Here is a 23,613-nt window from a genome sequence, read left to right on the forward strand (position 1 = left end):
CGGGTATCGTCTACGCTCACGCTCGATCATCGACAGGAGACACGCCATGCCCCGCACCATCGCCGAGAAGCGCGCGGCCTTTCGCGCGCTGCACGAATCGGGCTGCTTCATGCTGCCCAATCCGTGGGATACGGGTTCCGCGCGCTATCTCGAATCGCTCGGTTTCAAGGCGCTCGCGACGACGAGTTCCGGCTTCGCCTGGTCGCGCGGGCACGCGGACAATCACGTCTCGCGCGATGACGTGCTCGCTCACCTGCGCGAGATCGTCGCCGCGACGGACCTGCCCGTGAACGCCGACTTCGAAAGCGGTTTCGGCGCGACGCCGGCCGAGGTGGCTGAAAGCGTCAGGCTGGCGGTGGCGACGGGCGTCGCGGGCTTGTCGATCGAAGATTCGACCGGCGATGAAGCCGCGCCGCTGTTTCCCATTGAAGTTGCGGTGGAACGCATGCAGGCCGCGCGGCGCGCGATCGATGAAACGGGCGGCGATACGCTGCTCGTCGGGCGTGCGGAGAATTTTTTCGCCGGCAAGCCCGATCTCGACGACGCCATCGCGCGTCTCAAGGCTTATGCCGAAGCCGGCGCCGATTGTCTCTACGCGCCCGGCATCAAGACACGCGAACAAATCGAGGCCGTGGTTCGGGCCGTCGCGCCGAAGCCGGTGAATCTGCTGATCGGCGGCGGGTCCGACTTCACGCTGGATCAGGTCGCCGCGCTCGGCGTGCGGCGCGTCAGTGTAGGGGGCGGACTGGCGCGCGCGGCGTGGGGCGGCTTCCTGCGCGCGGCGCAAGGTCTCGTCGACGGCCGTTTCGACGGATTCAAGGACGCCGCGGCGGGCAACGATCTCAACGGCATCTTCCGCTGAACGGCGGCATCATGCTGCGCTCGGGCAAAGGCGGCGCCGCTTCGACGATCTCGAGCGGCGCATCGAAGCGAAGCCCGGGATCCAGCGCGAGCGGGATCAGCCAGCGCAAGTTGGGAATCACGTTGTCCGGCAGCGCGTCGACTGGAAAGATGCCGATCTCCTCGGCGTCGCCGCGCCGTGCGGAAAACGCCTGGGCGTTGCTCATGAAGAAGAAGTCGATCTTGTACGAACCGGGCCTGACGAGGCGCACGTAGTTGACCCACTCGTCAGCCGTCGAGGCGACCATCGCTTCTTCCATGAACTCGCGCGCCATGGCGTCGGCGGCGGTTTCGCCCGGCTCGACCTTGCCGCCCACGCCATTCACCTTGCCATGCTGCCATTCGGGCTTCAGCTTGGACACCAGCACCACGTGACGCCTGCACGTGGAAAACATGAATCCAGTGACGTACTCGATCATGCGCTCATCTCGGCAATCGCAGCCGGATGATGGCTGCCGATCCTGAGGGTCTCGCTGCGGTCGGGGCCGTAGGACACGAAGCGGATCTTCGCGGACAGGTGCGACTGGATGAAGCCGAGGTAATGCCTCAGTTCGGCGGGAAACGCGTCGATTGAATGATAGCGGCCGGTCAATGGCGGCCAGCCGGGCAAGCGCTCATAGACTGGTTCGATGTCCGCAAACTGCATCAGCGCCTCATTCGCCGACACCGAGCGTCCATTCAGGCGATAGCCCGTGCACACCCAGATCTCCTTCATGCCGCCCAACACGTCCACGTTGGTGATGGCGATTTCCGTCACGCCGGCCAGTCTCACCGCATGATCGACCAAGGGCAGATCCAGCCAGCCGCAGCGTCTGGGCCGCTTCGACACCGTTCCGTACTCATGACCTCGCTCGCGAATAGTGTCGGCGCGCTCATCGTCGAGTTCCGTGGGAAACGGCCCGTTGCCGACCCGGATCATATAAGCCTTCATGACACCGAGCACATGCATCCTGTGCGCAGGGATGCCTATCATGCCGAAGCAGTTCTGCGGCAGCGTCTGATAGGCCACCGTATAGGGATAGGTGCCGAATGCGCAGTCCAGAAAGGCCGCCTGCGATGTTTCGAGCAGCACGCCTTCGTTCGCCGCAAGTGCGGCGCTGATTTTCTCGTCGGTGAAGCATTCGTAGTGTCGGACGGTCTTGCCCAGTTTGAGCAGTTTTTCGAATTCGGCATCGAATTCGAGATCCAGCGTGCCCTCGAATACCTGTTCGATCTGTTTCTTCCGAATGTCCCACAGCATTAAAAGTTTCTGCCGCAGCGTGTCGGGATTTTGCGTGTCGATCAGCCGGATGCCATGGCGATTCGCCTTGTCCTCGAAACACGCGCCTACGCCTACGCCCACCGATCCAATCTTCTTCTTGCCCTTGAAGGCTTCAGACGCCCGGTTCAGCTGGGCATGAATCGGCAACACGATATGACAGCGAGGGTCGATATGAATCTTGTTGTCGGGGTGGACGGACTGGATATAGTTGATTTCGCGTTCCAGAGTGTCGAGACTGAGCAGCGAACCCTGGCATACATAGAGTTCCTTGGCGCCTTCGAGCGTGGCGGGAATCTGCGAGAACGCGGCCTTGGTTTCACCGACATTCACCGTGTGACCGGCATTCGCGCCGCCGTTGAAACGGGCGATATGCCGGTAGCGCCTCGACAGATAATCGACGAACTTGCCTTTGCCTTCATCCCCGAATTGCAGGCCCATTACAGCGTGAAACATGAATGACTTCCTAAAAGGTTTGATTCAGCGCGATCGCGTCGGCGAACGTCGCGGCTTGCGTCAGGGAATGAGCGACCGGAACGCCGATTTGCGAAAGGCGTTCATGGCTATGCGTCCCCGATGAATACAGAACAACGTGAATACCGGCTGCGCGTGCGGCCAGTGCGTCATCGATCGAATCGCCGATCACGACAATCGTATTGGCCTCGACGCCATGCGTTCGTTTCAGCAGATCGACATGCGCGGCCAGGTGATCGAGCTTGCCATTGCGCGTGAGCGGAAAATCGCGCCCGTGAACGCGGCAAAAGTACGCATCGATCTCGAAGCGGCGGATCATGCCGGTGAGGATCGGCTGCTTTAAAAGCGAGCAGATGGATTGACTTTTCCGGCTCGCGATAACCTCGCGTGCATCGTGAGCCAGCGGTGCGAGATGAATGGCGTCCCGATAGAACGCGTTGAAGATCACGCCGATTGCATCGAGTTCGGCATCCTGTATCTCTCTTCCAAGCATGCTGCTGTAGAAGTCGTGTACCGGAACGCAGTAACGCGCGCGATAGTCTTCGAGCGATAACGCTTCAAGATTGAAGTGCCGCAGCGCGCGATTGGTGGCTTCCAGGGCAATGCTCACATCGTTCAATAATGTGCCGTTCCAGTCCCAGACGATATGTGCTTTGGTATTCATTGCATTGTGCTATGTGTGCAGGAACACGACTTGACGAGCGCGAAGAGTCCGGCCGGCGCACGCGGGCGGTTTTTCAGCATCGCCATATCGCGCCTCGACTGTTGAATGGAGACAGGCATGGCACCGATATCTTCCACGAGCGACAACAGCGATGTCGAGAAATCGGCCCATTGGTCGAGCGTCGTGTGATAGAGATTCGAATCCTGATCGACAGGAAATTTCTTGAGCAACCGGTGATGTCTGAAACTCCAGGGAGAGAGCGTATCGAGCCGCCGCGCATCGAAAATGGCCTCGTCATGCTGATATCCCGTGACGCGAAGCATCTTTTCCCAATGCAGTTCGGCAGCCCAGGGCCCGACCACCGCGCGATGCGCCGCATTCAGGATCTGTTCGCCCCGGTTCAACGTATGGCCTGTTCCACAGTTATCGTCAATAAGACGAATTCTTCCGCAATGGGCCATGCTGCTTCCCCAGATCATGTCCGAGTCATTCGCGGAGTCATCGTAAGCAGACAGCTTCAGGAAATTCAGTTGAGCGTCATGAATAGCTGAAAGCAAGGCGGCCGGCGCACCGCCGCCCAGCAAAATGCCGATGCAGCAATCCCAAGCTGTCTCCCGTGAAAACATGCCGGCCGAGATCGAGAGTGCGTGATTGTCGCCTTCGAGAAACACTCGGGGCACCGAATCCAGTGCTTCGCGCGGCATGGCGTCTCTGAAAAAGCGCGCGGCGTGTGGCACATGGCTCGAACCAAGAAGCAGCGCCACCAGTTGTCCGGCGTAGACCTTGATGGCATCGATGAGCGGAATGATTGCGTCATTGCTGGTCTTGCTTGCAAGACACGCGTCGAGCATTCTCAGCAATTTGTTTAATAGGTGATCGGCGAGAATGTAGCGCGCCGGTCGAGAGCACATGCCGCTATCGCACTCGAGATCCTCGTTGATCGCGGAAAGGACAAGGATGTCTTCGAGCAGGTCGCGGCCGTTCGCCATTCGATAGTAGTTTTTCGAGCGCGATGCAATGCCGCTTTCGTGCGTGCCAATCAGCGCGGGAAAATTTCGCACCTCATGGTGAATCAGATCGAGTTCGTGCAAGCCTCCTCTCATGTCACCGAGAAGGCCGAACGTGGACAGGCTCGGGAAGCGGCTCAACCATGAATGGGTCATACGGTTGTGGTCTGCCTGAGCTGTGCTTCAATCTCGCCGTATGACAGGCTGCCGCAATGCAGCGCCTGTCCCAGCACCGTTCCTTCCACGGCGATAGCCTCGAGAGCGAAGATATCCTCGACGCTCGACACGCCCCCGCCGGACACGATGGGTCTGCTGGTTCTTTTCGTCATGGCTTCGAGCAAGCGAAGATTGGGATGATTCATGTTTCCGCCGCGGTTCACGTCGGTGACCACGTAGCGCGGGCATCCGAGTTGGTCCAGTAAGGCCAGTTTCGGCCACACGTCTCCCGACTCGTCATTCCATCCACGGCTCGTCAGCGTATAACCGGAATCCGATTCGCGGACATCCAGCGCAATGGCAATCTTTTCGCCATATCGCTTGAAAAGACTTTCGCACCAATGCGGATTCTCGAGTGCCGCCGTGCCGATATTAATCCGGCCGCATCCTGCATCGATTAATCGGGCGACGTCGTTTTCGGTCCTGATTCCGCCGCAAACCTGCACGTTGGCTTTAACCTGCTTCAATAATTCGAAGACCAGATGGCGGTTGCTGCCTTTGCCCGCGGCGGCGTCCAGATCGACCACGTGAATCCACTGCGCGCCCGCATCCTGAAAGGCGAGCGCCAAATCGATGGGACTCCCCAGCCCCTCCGCTTTAATGTCGTGACCGAGCGTGGCGGCAATCGCGGTTCTGGAAGTCAGCGCATTTGCATTAACGATATCGACCGATGGATATAAGGTGAATCTCACACTCCTCCTCGAAGTTGGGTTGTTCAAAACAGGCGCTTTGAAACGAATGTTTTGAGTAGGGGTAAATTGGGATTGAAAATATAGTCCTGATAGTTTTTTGAGAGTGAGGCCGAGATATCTGCTTTTAGACAACTATCAAGGAATCGCTGGCTTCGGCGTAACGCCCGGCGATACGCGCGCGATCGGCGCGAGCAGGCGACAATGAAGCTCTTCTCGACATTGCCAGGAACCGCATGGACGAACTCACGCTGCTCGCAGACGCCAACGATCGCGCCCGCCGCTATCTCGAATCCGCCGCCACGCGCCGCGTGTTTCCCGATGCCGCCGCACTCGCCGGCCTCGACGCCTTCGACGAGTCCTTGCCCGACCACGGCCACCCGCCGTCCGATGGCCTTCGGCTGCTGGACGAGAAAGGCTCTCCCGCCACGGCGGTATCCAATGGACCGCGTTACTTCGGCTTTGTCGTCGGCGCCACGCTGCCCGCCGCAGCGGCGGCCGAACGGCTGATGCTGGCGTGGGATCAATGCGCGTCGTCGTTCGACAACTCGCCGGTTTCGGCGGCCATCGAACGCATTGCTGCGCGCTGGGTCGTGGATGTGCTCAAGCTGCCGGAAGGCAGCGCGGTCGGCTTCGGCACCAGCGCGACCGCCTGCACGATGGCGGCCATCGCGGCGGCGCGCCGGGCGCTGCTCGCACGCAAGGGCTGGGACTTCGACGCGGACGGCTTGATCGGCGCGCCCGAAGTGAAGGTCGTGATTTCGGAGATGTCGCACATCACCGTCAGGAAGGCGCTGCGCATCCTGGGCTTCGGCATGAAGCGCGTGATCGTCGCGCCGGCGGACGAATACGGGCGCATCGATCCCGAACGCGTGCCGCCGCTCGACGACATGACCATCTTCTGCATGCAGGCCGGCGAAGTGAACACCGGCGAATTCGATCCGTTCGCCGTGCTCGTGCCGCGCGCGAAAGCGGCCGGTGCGTGGGTGCACGTGGATGGCGCTTTCGGTCTGTGGGCGCGGGCGTCGTCGAAGGCGTTCCTCACGGACGGCATCGACGGCGCGGACAGCTGGACCACGGACGGCCACAAGTGGCTCAACACGCCTTATGACGGCGCCATGGTGATCTGCCGCGATGCCGCCGCGCTCGCTTCCGCGATGAACAGCGATGCCGTCTACCTGACCGGCGCGCCCGATGCGCAGAAGAACCTGACGCTGGAGTTCTCGCGCAGGCCGCGCGGCATTCCAGTATGGGCGGCGTTGCGCTCGCTCGGGCGCGCGGGTGTCGCGACGATGATCGAGCGGCATTGCGCGCAGGCTTCACGGATCGCTGAAGGCCTGCGCGAGGCGGGCTACGAGGTGCTCAATCGCGTGGTGATCAATCAGGTGCTGGCGCGGGCGGCGACCGACGAGCAGACCGTCGCGATCCGTCAGGCGGCGCAGGCCTCCGGCGACACGTGGTTCGGCGCGACCGTCTGGCAGGGGCGCCCGGCGTTCCGGATCAGCGTGTCGTCGTGGCGCACGACCGACGAGCACGCGGACCAGTTGGTCACGCTGCTCGCCGATCTCAAACGGCGCCTCTGAGCCTCAATCCGCGTGCGCGCGATCGAAGGCCCAGACATCCGGGAAGCCCATCAGCTCGCACATCGCGGAGAACGGATACATCGCGTCCGGGGCGCTCTCCGTATTCTTGCGCGCGAGGATCTGGCCGTAGGCGTCCTTGAGCGCCTTCGCGGCTGTCAGGAAGCCTGTCGCCGGATAGATCGCCAGCGTGAAGCCGAGCTTCTGGAACTCGTCGGGCGCAAGCTGCGGCGTGCGTCCGCCTTCCACCACGTTCACCAGCAGCGGCTGGTCGAAGCTGCGGCCAATCGTCTCCAGTTCCTCGACGCTCTCCGGCGATTCGATGAACAGCACGTCCGCGCCCGCCTTCGCGAACGCTTCCGCGCGACGCAGCGCTTCGTCGAGTCCGAGCGAGGTGCGTGCATCGGTGCGCGCGATGATCTGGAAGTTGCTGTCGCTGCGGCTTTCCGCGGCGACCTTGATCTTGCGCACCATGTCTTCGAGCGGAATCACCCGACGGCCCGGCGTGTGGCCGCACTTCTTCGGAAACTCCTGGTCTTCGAGCTGAATGCCCGCCGCGCCCGCCTGTTCATAGCCGCGCACCGTATGCGCGACGTTGAGCAGGCCGCCGTAGCCGGTGTCGCCGTCGCAGATCATCGGCGTATTCGTGCCGCCGCAGAAGGCCGCGACGCGGTTGACCATGTCGGTGTAGGTGGCGAGGCCCGCGTCCGGCAGGCCGAGGTACGACGCCACCGTGCCGAAGCCGGTCATGTATAGGCATTCGAAGCCCATGGAGTCGGCCATCTTCGCGGAGATCATGTCGAAGATGCCCGGCGCGGTGACGAGGTCCTTGCGCGCGAAACGCGCTTTCAATGCCTGGCGCTTGCTTTCGTGTGTGACGCTCATGAGGTTTTCCTTTCGTGACGATGTGAAGTAAGGATCAACGCTGCGATTCGTGCGAAAGCGGCGAACGGGCGAGCGGGTCGCCGGGGTCGAGCGACGGCGCGATGTCTTCCAGCGAGCGCCGGTTCGTCTCGATGCCGAACACCGCCAGCACCACGGTCATCACGACCAGCGTGCCGATGATCATCGACAGCACGTCCTTGACGCCGCCCGCCGTGTACATCACGACGACGAGCTGCGGCGCGAAGATGCCCGTGATGCGACCCGCGCAACCCGCGATGCCGTTGGCGCGCATGCGGTTCTCGGTCGCGAACAGTTCGGGAATGTACGTGGCGATGCCGAGCGCGACGAGCAGATAGGTGAGCGTGAACAGCAGGAAGCCGAGCAGCGTCGCCATTTCGATGCCGGTCGAGTGCCCGTACAGCCAGCCGACCACCGCAGCCAGCGCCGAGACCACGATGAGCCCGTTCCTGCGGCCGATACGGTCGGCGAGAAACACGCCGAGCAGCGCGCCCGCCGGTCCGCCGAGCGACATCAGCGACGAATAGCCCAGCGACGACGCCATGCCGATGCCCTGTTTCATCAGGAAGGTCGGCACCCAGACGATGAAGCCATAGATGACCATGTTGACCGCGACCTGCACAACGATGGACACGAAGGTGCGGCGAATCTGCGCCGGCCCGAAGAGTTCAAGCAGCGTGGTCTTGCGGGTGACGGTGCGGGGCACGTCGGCGATGGGCGGCAGCGGCGCGGCGCGCGACGACTCGTCCTCGGCGGCGCGCAGGATGGCTTCGGCTTCTTCATAGCGGCCTTTCGATTCGAGCCAGCGCGGCGATTCCGGCATCTTCTTGCGGATCACCCACACGATCATCGCGCCGATCCCGACAATGGCGAACATCGCGCGCCAGCCGATCGACGGAATGATCAGATAGCCAAGGAAGGTCGAGAAGAACAGCGCGGAGTTCGTCATCAGCGACAACATCGCCGACCACTTGCCGCGCACGGCGGGCGGCATGAACTCGCCGATCGAGCCATAGCCGACCACGATCTCCGCGCCCAGCCCGAGCCCCATGAAGAAGCGGCAGACGATGAGCCACGTCATGTTGGGTGCGAACGCCCCCGCGATCGACGCCAGTCCGAAGACCGCGAGATTGAACTGATACGTGAATTTGCGGCCTTTCGCGTCGCCGAGCACGCCGGCCGCGAAGGCGCCAATCAACATGCCGATGAAGGTCGACGAGAGAAACGCGGCGTTCAGTTGCAGGTTCGACCAGCCCATCTTGGTGAGCGCGCCGAGCACGCCGCCGGCCAGATAGACATCGAATGAATCGAGAAACATGCCCGCGCCGATCAGCCATAGCACGCGCTTGTGAAAGCCGGAAATCGGCAGCCGGTCCAGACGCGGACCGGCGTTGACGGTGCTGACGGTGCTGACGGTGGCGTCAGCGGTGGTGGTGCCTTCGTTGCCCGGCATGTCGTGTCTCCTCTGTCGTCCAAGCGACTTTTTCAACGACGGTTCATCAATGCTGTTGCTGCTCGACGGTCATGCACGACGCGTCATGCGGAAGCCGCATGCTCCCGGTCGTAACGGTCGAGCACCGCCTTTTCGGCGGCGAGAATATGGCAGCGCGTGATGGCTTCCGCCCACGCGACGTTGCGCTGTTCGAGCGCCATGACGATTTCGAAATGCTGTCGCGCACTGCGTTCGCGGTCTGCGTCGCTATAGGTGTCGAAGGTCCACTTGATGAGCGGCGTTTCCTTCATCGACTTGAGCGAGCGGTCGAGCCGCGCATTGTTGGCGGCGGCCGTGATGATGGCGTGGAACTCGCCGTTGGCGGCGAACCAGGCTTCGCAGGACTCGGGCGTGGACGGATGCTGCGTGATGGCGAACATCGCATCGGCGAGTGTTTTCAGATGCGCGATGTCCGGCGCACCGATCCCAAGCGCCGCGCGGCCCGTGAGATACGGCTCCACCAGCAGGCGCGCTTCGAAGATTTCGCGCGCGTCCTGCAGCGTCCACGCCTTGACCCGCACGCCGTAGTTCGGCCGGGTTTCGACCCAGCCCTCGGCGTCGAGGCGGCGCAGCGCCTCGCGCACCGGCGTGCGGCTCACGCCAAGGCTGCGGGCGAGCTGTTCCTCGCGCAGATACTGGCCCGCGCCGTACTGGCTGCCAGCGAGCGCCTCCTTGATCGCGAGATAGACGTCATCGGCCGAGCGCGCGGGTTCCGGCAAAGTTGTATGCAAAACCTGCTGAGATTCGGCCACCTGGCACCCGTTTCACGCGTTCGACGGGAGCATTGTATGCAAAGTCAGCCTGACGATCCGTGGGGGATTTCCCGCAGTGCCTGCTTACTTGCGGTGTTTCGCCATGTAGCCGAGATACGCGATGAGCGCGTCGAGATCGCTGTCGCTGATGGCATTACGGTCGAAGGCGGGCATTTTCATATCCTGCCAAGCGCGGATCGACTTCGGATTGCGGACGAACGATTTCAACACCCACGGCTGAAAATATTCGGTGGGGTTATGCGGGAGATTGAGATCGGGACCCATCGACGCATCGCCGGCGCCGTTCATCTTGTGGCACACGATGCACTGCGTCGCGAACACGGCCTGGCCGCGTCGGATGGGCGAATTCGCGGGCACGCTTGGGTCGACCGCGAGTTGCGGCCAGCGCGCGGCGAGCGTTGGCGCGACGCGGATCGAGTCGACCTTGTAGGGCCATTGCTCGCTCGACACGCCCGATAACGCGGGATCCAGCCACACGACATAGAACGGACCGATGTCGCCGCCGTCGGCCAAGCGCGGCCAGGGCGCATCCGGCGCCTCGATGGCAAGCCACGGTTCGGCGCGCTTGCCGGCTTTGCCGAACAGCAGCTGCGGCGCAAGATGCGTGACGAAGCCATCGCTGGCGGTGATCTGCAGTTCCTGTTCCGCGGGCAAGGCAGTGACGCCGAGCAGCGCGCGCAACGGCACGGCGCGATAGGTCATCGTGCGATGAAAAACGACGTCGTTCGGCACGTGGATGGTGGCGGCGTCGGGGCGCGCGAGCAGCTGCTCGGTCGTGAGCGAGCGCTCGCCGCCGACGTTGATCGCAAGGCTCGCGGCCCACGATGCAACGCTGAAGCACATCAGGCTGGCAAGGACGAGGACAGGACGCAGATTCATCGTATGTCCTTCAGCGCGTGTTGCTGAACAGCGGCGACGCGAGACTGGCCGCCGCCAGTTCGTTCGCCGCAGCGAGCAAGGTGGGGCCGAGCGTGGCCATGCGTTTCTCTGTGAGCCGGATCAGCGGCCCCGCGATGCTGATGACGCCGATCGCCCGATGGCCACGTCGCTGCACCGGCGCGGCCATCGCCGTCATGCCGGGCGCGAAGACCTCGTTGATGGTCGCGTAGCCGCGCGCGCGGGCCGCATGCACGAATTCGAGCAGGCCGGTCACGGTGGTCGGCGCGCGTGGCCCGTACTGCTTCGGCGTGCCGAAGCCCTGGCGCGACACGAGTTCGAGCGCGCGTTCGTCGGTCATCGTCATCATCCAGGCGTGGCCGGTCGCGCTGCACGAAAGGATGGTGTCCATGCCCATGTCCGGGTCGTAGCGCAGGCCCTTGAGCGCGCCTTGCGCCTTCGCGACCCACGTGAGGCGGTCGCCGTCCACGATCGCCAGCCGCACCAGTTCGCCCGATTGTTCGGCGAGGCGATCGAGCATGCTCTGCGCGATGTCGACGATGCCGGAAGTCGCCAGATAGCTCAGCCCGAGACCGACGAGCCGCGTGGTGAGCACATAGTCGCCGTGTTCGCGCAGCTGGCGCACATAGCCGCATTGCTTCAGATCCACCAGCAGGCGATGACACGCGCTGCGCGGAATGTCGAGCTGGTCGGAGATCATCGCGAGCGGCGTGCCTTCCATTTGCGTCGCGAGAAATTCGAGGACCGCCATGGTTCTTTCGGTGACGCCGGGCATTGCTTCCTCGTGTTGGGTCGGGCCGTAACGAGCCGCATGATTGCATATGACGGGATGAAATTCCACCCTGGAACGATGTCCCAGCGCTGCTGATAATCTGTGCGCCATGCCGGTTCTAACGGCGATAAATGGAGAGGAGACAGACACAATGCACGCACCAACACAAGCGCATCAGTCGATGCGTACACGCGCCGTCACGGCCGCCGCCATCGGCACGGCGCTCGAATGGTTCGACTTCACACTCTACGGCGCGCTGGCCGCGACCGTCTTGCCGAAGCTGTTCTTCCCGTCGATGGACGCGACCTCCGCATTGCTCGCCTCGCTCGCGACCTTCGGCGTGGGACTCGCGGCGCGTCCGCTCGGCGCGATCATCTGTGGACACCTGGGCGACAAGCTCGGCCGCCGCAACCTGATGCTCGGCACCGTCACGGTGATGGGCCTCGCGTCGATGCTGATGGGCTTTCTGCCGACCTACGCGAGCATCGGCGTATGGGCGCCGCTGTTGCTGGTGATCCTGCGCATTTTGCAGGGCTTCGCGCTCGGCGGCGAATCGACCGGCGCGCAACTGATGGCGATCGAACACGCCAGTCCGGATGCGCGCGGCAAGTACTCGGGCCTGCTCGGCCTGTGCTCGCCGCTGAGTCAGATCATGGCGAACGGCGTGCTGCTCGGACTGTCATCGACGATGTCGGCGGAAGCCTTCGACAGCTATGGCTGGCGCATCCCGTTCATCCTGAGCTTCGTGCTGGTGGTCGTCGGCGTGTATATCCGGCTGCGCGTGGCGGAAACGCCTGCGTTCGTGGCGCTCGCGAAGACCGAAGTCGCGGAGGTCGGCAGCCCGCTGCGCGATGCGCTGCGCCTGCACTGGCGCACTGTGTTGCGCTGGATGCTGTTCTTCTGCGGACCGGCGGCGATCTTCTATCTGATCGTCGTGTTCTCGCTGAGCTATGTGACGAAGACGCTCGGCGTGCCGAAGCAGACCGGCTTCCTGCTGCTGATGGGCGCGAATGTCTGCGCGATCGTCGGTGCGCTGGCGGGCGGCATGCTGAGCGACCGGATCGGCAGGCGGCGTGCGCTGGCTATCGGCTCGACGGCCACCTTGCTGATGCTGTTCGTGTACTTCCAGATCCTCGACACGAAGAGCTTCATGCCGATGCTGCTCGCGATGGGCTTCTTCCTCGGTTTCACGCAGTTCCAGAGCGGCATCCAGCCGGTGGCCTTCGCCGAAGCCTTTCCGACCAACGTGCGCTATTCGGGCTCCGCGCTGGCCTACACGGGCGCGAATCTCGTGGCAGGCGGCCCGATGCCCGTGCTCGCGGTGTGGCTCTTCGCGGTCTGCAACGGCTCGCCCTGGGGCGTGGTGGCGGTGTGCGTCGTGTTCAACCTGATTTCGCTCGCGATGATTCTGACCGCGCCGGAAACGCTGGGCATCGACATGAACCGTACCGACTCCGCGGCCGAAGTCGCGGGCGCGTCCTCGCCTTCTTCCCTGCAATCACACTGAACCGACGAAGCTGATGAATCCTACTGTCTATGTCCTGAACGGCTCGAACCTGAACATGCTCGGCAAGCGCGAGCCGCATCTCTACGGCACCACGACGCTCGCGCAAGTGCAGGCGCGCACCGAAGCGCTCGCGGGCGAGCTCGGTCTCGCCTGCGAGTTCCGCCAGACCAATCATGAAGGCGTCATGGTGGACTGGTTGCAGGAAGCCTTCGAGAAGGACGCCGCCGTGATCATCAATCCGGCCGGTTTCTCCTTCTCGTCGATTCCCGTGCTCGATGCCATCAAGCTCATCCGCAAGCCGGTGATCGAAGTGCACATCACGAATATTCATCAGCGCGACGAGCAGTATCGGCATTCGCTGGTTTCGCTGGCGGCGCGGGGGGTGATCTGCGGGTTGGGGCCGCAGGGGTATTTGCTTGCGTTAAGGGCGGTGGCGGAGATGTTGCGGGAGGCGGATTAGCCTTCGCCCGCCGCAAACTGCCCCCGCAACGACTTGCGAATGATCTTCCCCGTCGCGGTCATCGGCAGTTCGGCGGCGAAGCGCACTTCACGCGGATATTCATGCGCGGCGAGCCGCGTGCGCACGTGGTCCTGCAATTCGCGCACGAGGGCCTCGCCGGGTTCGAAGCCCTCATTGAGCACGACCACCGCGCATACGATCTCCGTGCGCCGCGCATCCGGCACGCCGATGACCGCCGCGAAGCGCACCGCCGGATGCCGGATCAGGCAGTCCTCGATCGGTCCCGGTCCGATGCGATAACCCGCGCTCGTGATGACATCGTCGTCGCGGCCGAGGAAGCGGAAGAAGCCGTCTTCGAGCGTGCCGAGGTCCCCGGTCAGCAGGAACTCGCCGCGAAACTTCTGCGCGGTCGCGGCTTCGTCGCGCCAGTAGCCGAGGAACATCACCGGGTCCGGCCGCTGAATCGCGATGTGCCCCGGCGTGCCATCAGGCACCGGCACGCCGTGATCGTCGACCACGGCCACGCGATGTCCCGGCACCGCCCGGCCAATCGCACCGCTTTGCGGCTCGAACCAGCGCGCGCACGATGACAGCACCATGTTGCATTCGGTCTGTCCATAGAACTCGTTGATGGTGACGCCGAGCATCGCGCGTCCCCACGACAGCAATTCCTCGCCAAGCGATTCCCCGCCGCTCGCCACCGAACGCAGCGCCAGACCGTCAGGCTTGGCGCCAGATGTCGCGCGCATCATCTTCAGCGCGGTCGGTGGCAGGAAGGTGTGGCTCACTTGATGTCGAACGAGCAGGTCATACGCGGCCGCGCCGTCGAACTTGTCGAAGCGGCGCGCCAGCACCGGCACGCCGTGATGCCACGAGGGCATCAGCACGTCGAACAGACCGCCGATCCACGCCCAGTCGGCGGGCGTCCAGAACAACGTGGCGTCGAGTGGAAAGCATTGCTGCGACATCTCCACGCCCGGCAAATGGCCCAACAAGATGCGATGCCCGTGCAGCGCGCCCTTCGGCTTGCCGGTCGTGCCCGAGGTGTAGATGATGACGGCGGGATCGTCGGCGGCGGTATCGACCAGGGCCGGTTCATCGGATGCGGCTTCGATCGCGGGCCAGAAGTCCGATTCGGCACAGAACACATGATGCAGATCGGGCAAGGCGGCGCGGATCTGCGCGATCTTCGCGGCGCCTTCGGCATCGGTGATGACGGCCTTCGCGCCCGAATGGCCGAGGCGGAATTCAATCGCGTCCATGCCGAACAGCGCGAACAGCGGCACGGCGATGCAGCCCATCCGGTACGCCGCGAGATGCGCAATGGCAGCTTCCACCGACTGCCGCACGAAGATGGCGACGCGATCGCCGCGTTCGACGCCCCGCGCCTTCATCGCATTGGCGAAGCGGTTGGAGATCCGAAGGAGGTCATCGAAACTGTAGCGCTGCTGAGAAAGATCCGCGGCTTCGACGATCAGCGCCAGGCGGCCGGAACCGTCCGCCCATTTGTCGCAGACGTCCTGCGCGATGTTGTAGCGCGCCGGAATGCGCCATTCGAACTGCGCTGCGACGGCTTCGTAAGAGTCACCAGACGGGAGCATGGGGCGAGGGCGGGAAGGTTGATCGTGGGGACATCATACTGGCTCCCTGCGCGGCAACGCGTTCAGTCGATACGTTTCTGCCAGGCCGCCACCGCCCCGGCGACGAGCGCGACACCGATCAAATAATAGAAGCCATCGAGCGAACTCAGGAAGTTGGCCTGCTGCGCAACGAGGCGGCTGATCTCGCCCAGCGCGAGACTGCCGGCCTCCGACGCGCTGTGCCCGGTATTCGGGAAGCCGCCGAGCAGGCTCTTGTAGGCATTCTCGAAGACCGGGTTGTACGGATTGATCGTTTCGACGAGCCGCGTCTGATGCAACGCCACGCGATGCTGTTCGAGAATGATGATGGTCGCCGTGGAGAACGAGTAGGTCAGTTGCTTGACGATGTTCTTGAAGCGATAGCTGTGGCTGTACTCGTCGATTGCGAAGACGCGGAAGGTGAGATTCGCCACCGGCAGCGCGATGAAAAGCAGCAGCATGCCGCGCAGGATCATCGGGGCGATGAGCCAGCCCATGCTGACGTCGGGCGGCAGGTTGATCATCCAAGCGCCGATGAACGCGGCCATCAGGAAGCCGGTCATGATGAGCCACTTCTTGTGCTTGATGCGTGCGGAATAGCGGAAGTAGATCACGGCCATGCCGAGCGACACCATCGAAGTCAGTCCGACGAGCCGCCCCGCGTTCTCCACCGGATAACGCAAGCCGCTTTCCAGCAGACGCGAAACGAGAAAGCTCATCGCGTTGTTGATGTAATAGAACCCGATGTACAGCACGATGCCCACTTGAAACGTCTTCTCGCGCAATGCCTGGAGCCGCAGCAGCGGACGCGGATGATGCCACTGGTGCCAGACGAACCAGCCGAGCGCGAGCACGCCGGTGGCCGTCAGCACGATGAGTTCGGGCGAGCCGCTGAACAACTCGAAGCGCACTTGCTGCATGACGATCTGCAACGCGCCCTGCGCGAACGCGAAGATGATGTAAGGCCAGAAATGGGTGTCGCCGCGTTCTTCGGGCTGTACGCGTCCCGTCGAAGGCACGGCGATGAACGCTAGCAGCGCAAGCGCGACGCCGCCGACTGCCGTGCACGTGAACAACGCACGCCAGCCGAGCCACGCGACGAGATAGCCGCCGCACAGCGGTGCAAGCGCGGTGCCGAGCAGAATCATGTTGAGGAAGCGGCGCGTCGCGGGCGGACGCAGTTGCGGTGTGAAGCGTGTTTGAATCAGGATGCGCGCCGCGCTCATCATCGGGCCGATGAAATAGCCCTGGAAGCCGCGCACGAGCGCCAGTTCGAGCGCGGACTCGGCGAACGTGGCTGCGACCGCGCCCGCCGCGAACAGCAGCAGACAACCCGCGATGTACCGACGGTTGCCGATCCGTTCTATCCACCATTGCTGCTGCAGGATGCCGAGCACCGAGGCGACCGCATACGCGCTGGAAGCCCAGACGAGTTCATCGGACGATGCGTTGATGCCGCCCGCGATCGTAGTCGTGAAGAACGAGAAGACGGCGTTGTCGAAGTAGTCCAGGCCGGTTGCCAGCGCGATGGCCCACGCGAAGGAATCCGCGCGCAGGCGCTCCGCAATCCTTCCCGGCAAGCTGAACGATGCCGCACTCATGCGTCATCGTCTCCGCCGCTCGCTGTTTTGCGCGGCTTGCGCGCGGCCAGCCGCTCCTGCAACAGCGCTTCCTTGCTTTCGCCCGCGATGCGCCGCCGCAGATAGTCGAGGTCGTCGGCGAGATCCTTGCGCACCGCCTGCGCTTCCTTCAGTTCGCGCCGCACGTTCGCGATGCGCGCGTCCACCGCTTCGATCTGCTGCGACAGCGCCTGCTCGATCTCGCGCAGCGACGCGCTTGAATAACCTGTACGGCCTTCGCCGAGCGTTTCCATCGGCCGCTTGAGCATTTCGACAATGCCCTGCAACGAAAAGCCCAGCGACCGCAGCCGCAGGATGCGTGCAAAGCGTTCCAGATCCTCGTCACTGTAAAGCCGGTAACGGCCTTCGCTGCGGCTCGGCGTGACGAGCCCGCGTTCCTCGTAGTACTTGAGCGTGCGCGGGGTGACTTGCAGGCGTTCGGCGGCGTCGCGGATGGTGAGGAGCGCGGAGGGCGTAGACATGGCGAATGACAAGAAGCGATGCCTCGCAGTATAACGCAAACCTGTACGTTCACGTACAGGTTTGCCGGGCATGAGGCATGCTCGCCATCTGCCACGCGTTGAACCGGAACGCAGTGATAGACTCCAACGGCCTTCCACCGGGCCACGCGGCGCCTGCATCGGACGCTGCCCGAACGTCACGAACGTCACGAACAACCGATACGAATGAAACGATTCTCGATGATCCGCGATTTCCACCTGGCCGACTGGTTCACGCTGGGGAACGCGGTATGCGGTACGGGCGCGCTGTTCTCGGCGATGTCCTACCTCGACGACTCCGATGTCCTGCACATCTATCTCGCCTGCGCGCTGGTGTTCGCGGCGCTCGTCTTCGACGTGCTCGACGGACGCATCGCGCGGTGGCGTCAGAAGGCGTCGCTGCTCGGCAAGGAACTGGATTCGCTCGCGGACGTGATCTCGTTCGGCGTCGCGCCGGCGATCATCGCGTATGGCTTCGGCATGCGCGGCCTGTATGACCGCGTGATCCTGGCTTATTTCGTGGCGTGCGGCGTGTCACGTCTCGCACGCTATAACGTGACGACGGAAGAGATGTCGGGCGCCGCCGGCAAGGTCACGCACTTCGAAGGCACGCCCATTCCCACATCTTTCGTGATCGTGCTGCTGTTGACGGTCGGAGCGGCGCTGGGCGCGATCGGCGAGAACATGTGGTTCGGCTCGGCGCGCATCGGCGGTTTCGTGCTGCATCCGCTCGTGCTGGTCTACGCCATCTCCGGTTCGCTGATGATCAGCCGGATTCGCATTCCCAAGCCTTGAGCGCCCGACAGGCGGCGTCAGTGATGCGACGCGTGATGCCGCCCGACCAGCAGGAAATGCACGAGCGCCAGCAGCGGAAACACCGTCGCGCAGACTGCGACGAGCCGCCAGCCGCCATGTTCGTAGATCTGGCTGGCGAACGCCGAGCCGATTGCTCCGCCCACGAAGATGCTCGTCATATAGACCGCGTTCAGCCGGTTGCGGCTCGACGCATGCAGCGCATAGATCTCGCGCTGGCCGAGCACCATGTTCATCTGCACCGCGAAGTCGAGCAAGACGCCCGTCACGACCAGCGCGCCCACACCCCATGCAGGGTGAATCAGAACCGGCAGATACGCGAGCGCGGCCAGGATCAGCGCGGTGAAGGTGGCGCGCACGGTATGTCCGGCATCGGCGAGACGCCCGGCGATGGGCGCCGAGGTCGCGCCCATTGCGCCGATCAGCGCAAAGATGCCGATGGCCGTCTGCGAAAGCCCGTAATGCCGCGTGAGTTCGATGGGAATCGCGGTCCAGAACAGGCTGAACGACGCGAACATCAGCGCCTGATACAGCGAGCGATGACGCAGCACCGGCATCGTGCGGACGAGATGGCCAAGTGAGCCGATCAACTGGAAGTAGGTTGCCTGATGATTCGGCTGACGGCGCGGAATCGTGAGCGCGAGAACGATCGTGATGACGACCATCAGCACGGCGGCCGCGGCGAACATCGCGCGCCAGCCGAAGTGACCCGCGACGATGCTCGACACCGGCCGCGACAGCAGGATGCCGAGCAGCAGACCGCTCATGATGGTGCCGACCACCTTGCCACGCGATTCGTCCGGCGCGAGGTGCGCCGCGAGCGGAATCAGGATCTGCACCGCGACCGAGGAAAAGCCGATCAGCAGCGAAATCACGAGGAACCAGCCGGGCGTGTGGGTGAACGCGGCGGCCATCAGGCTCGCGATGGAGACAAGCGCCGTCGCGATCATCAGCTTGCGGTTCTCGAGCAGATCGCCGAGCGGCACGATGAAGAAGAGGCCGAGCGCATAGCCGATCTGCGTGAGCGAGACGATCAGGCTCGCCGTGCCGCCGGCCATGTGCAGGTCGGGCGCGATGAGTTCGGTGATCGGCTGCGCGTAATAGAGATTCGCGACGATGGCGCCGCAGCAGAACGCGAACAGCGCGATCAGGCCGCGCGTGAGTTCGATGTGCCGGGTGCCGTCGAGCGGGGTCGATGTGGGTGTCGACATGAATGTTCCTTGAATGGCAGAGAGGGACTATACGGTGTTGCGGCGCAACCTGCTTGAGGCGCCCAAGGCCTGAGACGAAGCGTAGTCGTTGCGCCATGACGATGGAATCCCTCTAGAATGCAAGCTTGCGTTGCGTGCGATGCAACGAGAAAAGGCGCGGAATGGACAAGCTTCAGGCACTCAATACGCTTCTCGAAGTAGCGCAATCGGGCGGCTTTGCCAAGGCCTCGCGGCGTCTGGGCGTCGCCACTTCGTCGGTGACGCGGTTGATGGACGCGCTCGAAGCATCGCTCGGCGCGGCCCTGCTCACGCGCACGCCGCGCAAGGTAAGCCTGACCGACGCGGGCGTCGCCTACGTGGAGCAGGTCGGCCGGCTGCTCGACGATCTCGCCGAAGCCGACGAAAGCGTCTTCGACAGCAGTGCTGCACCAGTCGGCGTCCTGCGCGTCGCGGTGCCTTCAACCTTCGGACGGCTGCGGCTGGCCCCGCATCTGGCCGCGTTCATGGTGGAGCATCCGCGCGTGGTCCTCGACCTCGTCGTCGCGGATCATTACGCCGACCTCGTGACCGAGCGTATCGACGTCGCTGTGCGCATCGGCGTGCCGGACCGCGACGGGACGCTCATCGTGCGCAAGCTCGCGGACAATCCGCGCATGGTCGTCGCGAGCGGCGACTATCTTCAGCAGCGCGGCACACCGGCGTCACCCGCCGACCTCGGCGCGCACGAATGTCTTCGTTTCGCGTATGGCGGCGGCCATCGCGCGCGGCAGGAATGGACCTTTCGTGCGAAAGGTGCCGAGACACGCGTGGAAGTACACGGACATCTGTTGTCGAACAACCTGGACATGCTGCTTCAAGCGGCGCTCGCCGGACGCGGCATCGCGCTGTTGCCCGCCTGGCTCGTGGATGCCGACGTGCGCGCCGGACGGCTCGTGCGGCTGTTCGACAACCATGAAGCCAGTCCGCACGAGAAGGGCGTCGTGATTCATGCCGCGTATCTGCCGAACCGGCGGCAGTCGAGCAAGGTCCGGGCGCTCGTGCGTTTCCTGGAAGCGCGCCTCGCGGGTCCGAAACTGACCTGAACCTACGTAGCGGCATCCTATACAAGCATATGATTTGCCGGCGTCCGACCGCTGCGTAAGATGGATTACATCGAGGCGGTGGCCGGTCCAGTGCCCGCCGCTCTCTTTCGCACGATTCAGGATCACGCCCTTGTCATTCCCTTCCAGAGTCTCCGTGATCGACGACGACGAATCCGTTCGCGTCGCTTCCTCCAGTCTGCTTCGGTCGCTCGGGTGGGAGGTGAGTCTGTATGCATCGGCGGAAGCGTTCATCGACACGGATCCGCTCGACGGCCTCGCCTGCGTCATCACCGATCTCAACATGCCCGGCATGTCCGGCCTGCAGTTGCAGCAACGCCTGCATGCACTCGCGCCCAACGTGCCGGTGATGTTCATCACCGCATTCGCATCCGAGGCCGCGCGGCGGCAGGCGCTCGACGGCGGCGCGGTCTGCTTCCTCAGCAAGCCTGTCGATGGAACCACCGTCGCCGATTGCCTGGATCGCATCAGGCAAGCTTTTTGAAGGGTTAGAATCGGCCGATGGTCCGGCGGCGGCTCGCCCGGATCCTTCTCAACGAACGCCTCCCCGAACGCTCATGACCATGCCAGTCGCTCCGTTCGTCGTTCGCTTCAACCCGCCGGCGCTCGCCCGGCCATGATGGAGACACTTCAGGCCGCGCCGCCCACGCTGCGTCACGACACCCGCATCGTGTCCATGCTCGCGGCGGCCATCGCGCTCGCCGTCTTTCTGATCGACGCGCTCACGCCGCTCGATATCGCCATCGCGGTGCTGTATGTCGTGGTGGTGCTGCTCGTCAGTTCCACGGGCAAGCGCCGGGCGACCATCGGCACCGCCTGGGGTTGCGTGCTGCTGACGCTCATCGGCTTCATCCTCTCGCACGATCAGACGGTTTCCGGCAGCGCGCTCGCGCGATGCGTCGTGAGCCTGCTCGCGATTTCCACGACCGCCGTGCTCGCGCTGCGCAACCAGACCGCGATCACGCAGCGCCAGCGCATGGAAGCGGAACTGGAGCGTCAGCGCGAAGAACTGCGCAATACCATCGATGCGATTCCCGGCATGGTATGGAGTTCATCGCCGGAAGGTCGGCTGATCTTCGTCAACCGGCGCTGGAACGATCTCGGCGTCTCGCTGGGAAACCCCGCAGGGGGCGACGATGTCTGGCGAACCATCGTGCATCCCGCCGACTTCGAACCGATGCAGCGCGACTGGCAAGCCGCCATCGCGACGGGCGCGCCGTTCGAAAACGTTTCGCGGATTCGCGGCAGCGACGGCGTGTACCGGTGGATGCATATCGGCGCCGAGCCGTTGCGCGACGCGTCGGGCGCGATCCGGCGCTGGTACGGCGTCAACACGGATATCGAGGCGCGCAAGCAGGCCGAGCACGCGCTGCGCCGCAGCGAAGCGTTCCTGCTGGATGCACAGCGGCTCTCGCGCACCGGCAGCATCGCGACGAGCCTGCCCGCCGGCACCATGTGGTGGTCCGACGAGGCGTATCGCATCTTCGACTATCCGCGCGAGGTTACGCCGTCCATCGACGCGATCCTGGCGCGCACGCATCCCGACGACCTCGCCATCGTGCGCGGCGCGCACACGGCCGCATTGAGCGGCGCGCGGGAGATCGATGTCGAGCATCGGCTGCTGCTGCCGGATGGAACGGTCAAGCATGTGCATTTCGTCGCGCACCGCTCGGCGGCGGAAGGCGAAGGCGACGAGACCGTCGGCGCGTTGATGGACGTCACCGAAACCAAGCGCGCGCAGGAGGCGCTCGCGCGCTCGACAGCGGAACTCGCGCACGTCACGCGCGTGACGATGCTGGGCGAACTGGCGGCGTCGATCGCGCATGAAGTGACGCAGCCGATGGCCGCCATCGTCACCAGCGGCGACGCGGGCCTGCGCTGGCTCGGCCGCGCGACGCCGGACATCGGGGAAGCGCGGCAGGCGATCACGCAAATGATCCGCGACGCCCGGCGCGCGAGCGAGGTCATCGCCCGGATTCGCGCGATGGCGCGCAAGCGCGACAGCCAGCCCGCGACGCTCGACGTCAACGAGATCGCCGGCGAAACCCTCGAACTCGTCGGGCGCGAACTGGCGCGTTATCGCGTGGACGTGCGCACCGAACTCGCCACGCCCGCGCCTACGGTGTGCTGCGACCGCGTGCAGTTGCAGCAGGTGCTCATCAATCTTTTCATGAACGCCGCGCACGCCATGTCCGGCGTGGACGGTCCGCGGATCCTGCACATCGCGACGAGCGCCAGCACGGACGCGCCGGGTCATGTCACGGTCACGGTGCAGGACACGGGCACGGGAATCAGCGACGAGAGCGCGCGCCGCCTGTTCGATGCATTTTTCACGACGAAGGCGGAAGGCATGGGCATGGGGCTGTCCATCTGCCGTTCGATCATCGAGGCACATGGCGGCAGGATCTGGGCGGAAGCGCCCGAGGAAGGCGGCGCGCGTCTGCGCTTCGAGCTGCCCGGACACGAAGGGGACGACAATGAACACTAGCGGCAACGCGGACGGCGCAATGGTCTATGTGGTCGACGACGACGAATCAATGCGCGAGGCGCTCGGCACGTTGTTGCGTTCGGTCGATCTGAACGTGACGAGCTTCGCATCGGCGCACGAGTTTCTTGCGCACGACATGCCCGACGTGCCGAGCTGCCTGATTCTCGACGTGCGCCTGAAAGGGCAAAGCGGCCTCGCGGTGCAGGAGCAGATGGCGGCGAGCCAGCTCGGCCTGCCGATCGTCTTCATGACGGCGCATGGCGATATCGCGATGACCGTGAAGGCGATGAAGGCCGGCGCCAAGGATTTTCTGGCGAAGCCGTTTCGCGATCAGGACATGCTGGACGCCGTAGCCCAGGCGCTGGAAAGCGACGCAGCGCGGCGCACCGCGAACCGTTCAGTAGCCGACTTGCGGCGGGCCTATGACCTGCTCACGCCGCGCGAGCGCGAGGTGCTGGCGTTCGTCGTGTCGGGGCTGATGAACAAGCAGATCGCGGCGGAAATGAATCTGAGCGAGATCACGGTGAAAATCCATCGCGGCCAGGCGATGAAGAAAATGGCGGCGCGTTCGCTCGCTGATCTCGTGTTGAAGGCCGAAGCGCTCGGTGTGGAGCGGCCGCAGGGCGCGGCGGCGGCATCGCGGGCGCAACGCCTCTGAGCGACGCGGCCAC

General features: G+C 63.9%; 23 protein-coding genes. 9 read left to right on the forward strand and 14 right to left on the reverse strand.

Annotation, left to right across the window (positions count from 1 at the left end):
* Positions 1-46 precede the first annotated feature (46 nt).
* A complete protein-coding gene (locus tag QCE63_RS20750) occupies positions 47-862 on the forward strand; it encodes an isocitrate lyase/phosphoenolpyruvate mutase family protein (RefSeq protein ID WP_309835664.1) in 816 nt (271 codons plus the stop codon).
* Here QCE63_RS20750 and QCE63_RS20755 read toward each other — a convergent pair.
* The 5 genes from QCE63_RS20755 to QCE63_RS20775 form a co-directional block, all read right to left on the reverse strand.
* Positions 843-1,319, reverse strand: coding sequence for an NUDIX domain-containing protein (locus QCE63_RS20755; RefSeq protein ID WP_309835666.1), 477 nt, complete (start codon positions 1,317-1,319; stop codon positions 843-845). The two genes, QCE63_RS20750 and QCE63_RS20755, sit on opposite strands and share 20 nt — an antisense overlap.
* Complete coding sequence (locus tag QCE63_RS20760; RefSeq protein WP_309835667.1) at positions 1,316-2,614, reverse strand: adenylosuccinate synthetase; 1,299 nt, start codon at positions 2,612-2,614, stop codon at positions 1,316-1,318. The genes QCE63_RS20755 and QCE63_RS20760 overlap by 4 nt, the downstream gene beginning before the upstream one ends.
* A 10-nt stretch (positions 2,615-2,624) precedes the next feature.
* Positions 2,625-3,296, reverse strand: coding sequence for an HAD hydrolase-like protein (locus QCE63_RS20765; protein WP_309835668.1), 672 nt, complete (start codon positions 3,294-3,296; stop codon positions 2,625-2,627).
* A complete protein-coding gene (locus tag QCE63_RS20770) occupies positions 3,293-4,387 on the reverse strand; it encodes a hypothetical protein (RefSeq protein ID WP_309835670.1) in 1,095 nt (364 codons plus the stop codon). The genes QCE63_RS20765 and QCE63_RS20770 overlap by 4 nt, the downstream gene beginning before the upstream one ends.
* A 68-nt stretch (positions 4,388-4,455) precedes the next feature.
* Positions 4,456-5,211, reverse strand: coding sequence for a HisA/HisF-related TIM barrel protein (locus tag QCE63_RS20775; protein ID WP_309835671.1), 756 nt, complete (start codon positions 5,209-5,211; stop codon positions 4,456-4,458).
* Positions 5,212-5,444: 233 nt separating this feature from the next.
* Between QCE63_RS20775 and QCE63_RS20780 the strand changes: the two genes are divergently transcribed.
* Positions 5,445-6,791, forward strand: a complete 1,347-nt coding sequence (locus tag QCE63_RS20780; protein ID WP_309835672.1) for a pyridoxal-dependent decarboxylase — start codon at positions 5,445-5,447, stop codon at positions 6,789-6,791.
* A gap of 3 nt (positions 6,792-6,794) precedes the next feature.
* Here QCE63_RS20780 and QCE63_RS20785 read toward each other — a convergent pair whose 3' ends face one another.
* The 5 genes from QCE63_RS20785 to QCE63_RS20805 all read right to left on the reverse strand — a co-directional run bounded on the left by QCE63_RS20785 (position 6,795) and on the right by QCE63_RS20805 (position 11,628).
* Positions 6,795-7,673: an isocitrate lyase/PEP mutase family protein gene (locus tag QCE63_RS20785; protein WP_309835674.1), complete on the reverse strand. Its 879-nt coding sequence runs from the start codon at positions 7,671-7,673 to the stop codon at positions 6,795-6,797.
* Positions 7,674-7,707: 34 nt separating this feature from the next.
* Positions 7,708-9,144 carry an MFS transporter gene (locus QCE63_RS20790; protein WP_309835675.1) on the reverse strand — a complete coding sequence of 479 codons (1,437 nt, stop codon included), beginning with the start codon at positions 9,142-9,144 and terminating at the stop codon, positions 7,708-7,710.
* 83 nt (positions 9,145-9,227) lie between these two features.
* Positions 9,228-9,902 carry a GntR family transcriptional regulator gene (locus tag QCE63_RS20795; protein WP_309835676.1) on the reverse strand — a complete coding sequence of 225 codons (675 nt, stop codon included), beginning with the start codon at positions 9,900-9,902 and terminating at the stop codon, positions 9,228-9,230.
* A 117-nt stretch (positions 9,903-10,019) separates the two neighbouring features.
* Positions 10,020-10,835 carry a cytochrome c gene (locus tag QCE63_RS20800; protein WP_309835677.1) on the reverse strand — a complete coding sequence of 272 codons (816 nt, stop codon included), beginning with the start codon at positions 10,833-10,835 and terminating at the stop codon, positions 10,020-10,022.
* A 10-nt stretch (positions 10,836-10,845) separates the two neighbouring features.
* Positions 10,846-11,628, reverse strand: a complete 783-nt coding sequence (locus QCE63_RS20805) for an IclR family transcriptional regulator (protein ID WP_309835678.1) — start codon at positions 11,626-11,628, stop codon at positions 10,846-10,848.
* Positions 11,629-11,776: 148 nt separating this feature from the next.
* Here QCE63_RS20805 and QCE63_RS20810 point away from each other — a divergent pair, with 148 nt between their 5' ends.
* Positions 11,777-13,132 carry an MFS transporter gene (locus tag QCE63_RS20810; RefSeq protein WP_309835680.1) on the forward strand — a complete coding sequence of 452 codons (1,356 nt, stop codon included), beginning with the start codon at positions 11,777-11,779 and terminating at the stop codon, positions 13,130-13,132.
* 13 nt (positions 13,133-13,145) lie between these two features.
* Positions 13,146-13,592 (forward strand): type II 3-dehydroquinate dehydratase, encoded by a 447-nt coding sequence (locus tag QCE63_RS20815; RefSeq protein ID WP_309835681.1) that lies wholly within the window; start codon positions 13,146-13,148, stop codon positions 13,590-13,592.
* Here the strand turns inward: QCE63_RS20815 and QCE63_RS20820 are convergent.
* The 3 genes from QCE63_RS20820 to QCE63_RS20830 form a co-directional block, all read right to left on the reverse strand.
* Positions 13,589-15,193 (reverse strand): acyl-CoA synthetase, encoded by a 1,605-nt coding sequence (locus tag QCE63_RS20820; RefSeq protein ID WP_309835683.1) that lies wholly within the window; start codon positions 15,191-15,193, stop codon positions 13,589-13,591. The two genes, QCE63_RS20815 and QCE63_RS20820, sit on opposite strands and share 4 nt — an antisense overlap.
* Positions 15,194-15,255: 62 nt before the next feature.
* Positions 15,256-16,812, reverse strand: coding sequence for an MFS transporter (locus QCE63_RS20825; protein ID WP_309835685.1), 1,557 nt, complete (start codon positions 16,810-16,812; stop codon positions 15,256-15,258).
* A complete protein-coding gene (locus tag QCE63_RS20830) occupies positions 16,809-17,312 on the reverse strand; it encodes a MerR family transcriptional regulator (RefSeq protein WP_309835687.1) in 504 nt (167 codons plus the stop codon). The genes QCE63_RS20825 and QCE63_RS20830 overlap by 4 nt, the downstream gene beginning before the upstream one ends.
* Positions 17,313-17,516: 204 nt before the next feature.
* Between QCE63_RS20830 and pssA the strand changes: the two genes are divergently transcribed.
* Positions 17,517-18,125, forward strand: a complete 609-nt coding sequence (gene pssA, locus QCE63_RS20835; RefSeq protein ID WP_309835689.1) for a CDP-diacylglycerol--serine O-phosphatidyltransferase — start codon at positions 17,517-17,519, stop codon at positions 18,123-18,125.
* Between the two features lie 17 nt (positions 18,126-18,142).
* Here the strand turns inward: pssA and QCE63_RS20840 are convergent, their stop codons facing one another.
* Entirely contained in the window at positions 18,143-19,354 is a 1,212-nt protein-coding gene (locus QCE63_RS20840; protein WP_309835690.1) for an MFS transporter, read from the reverse strand.
* Between the two features lie 161 nt (positions 19,355-19,515).
* On the opposite strand from QCE63_RS20840, the gene QCE63_RS20845 reads away from it, so the two are divergent.
* The 4 genes from QCE63_RS20845 to QCE63_RS20860 all read left to right on the forward strand — a co-directional run bounded on the left by QCE63_RS20845 (position 19,516) and on the right by QCE63_RS20860 (position 23,600).
* The gene (locus QCE63_RS20845) at positions 19,516-20,436 is read left to right on the forward strand and encodes a LysR family transcriptional regulator (protein ID WP_309835692.1); all 921 of its coding nucleotides are present in this window, start codon (positions 19,516-19,518) and stop codon (positions 20,434-20,436) included.
* A 130-nt stretch (positions 20,437-20,566) separates the two neighbouring features.
* Positions 20,567-20,938, forward strand: a complete 372-nt coding sequence (locus tag QCE63_RS20850; protein ID WP_309835693.1) for a response regulator — start codon at positions 20,567-20,569, stop codon at positions 20,936-20,938.
* Positions 20,939-21,070: 132 nt separating this feature from the next.
* A complete protein-coding gene (locus QCE63_RS20855; protein WP_309835694.1) occupies positions 21,071-22,942 on the forward strand; it encodes a PAS domain-containing protein in 1,872 nt (623 codons plus the stop codon).
* Entirely contained in the window at positions 22,932-23,600 is a 669-nt protein-coding gene (locus tag QCE63_RS20860) for a response regulator transcription factor (RefSeq protein ID WP_309835695.1), read from the forward strand. The genes QCE63_RS20855 and QCE63_RS20860 overlap by 11 nt, the downstream gene beginning before the upstream one ends.
* Positions 23,601-23,613: the final 13 nt, after the last annotated feature.

The organism is Caballeronia sp. LZ065, from assembly GCF_031450975.1.
In the GTDB taxonomy this organism is placed as follows: Bacteria; Pseudomonadota; Gammaproteobacteria; order Burkholderiales; family Burkholderiaceae; genus Caballeronia.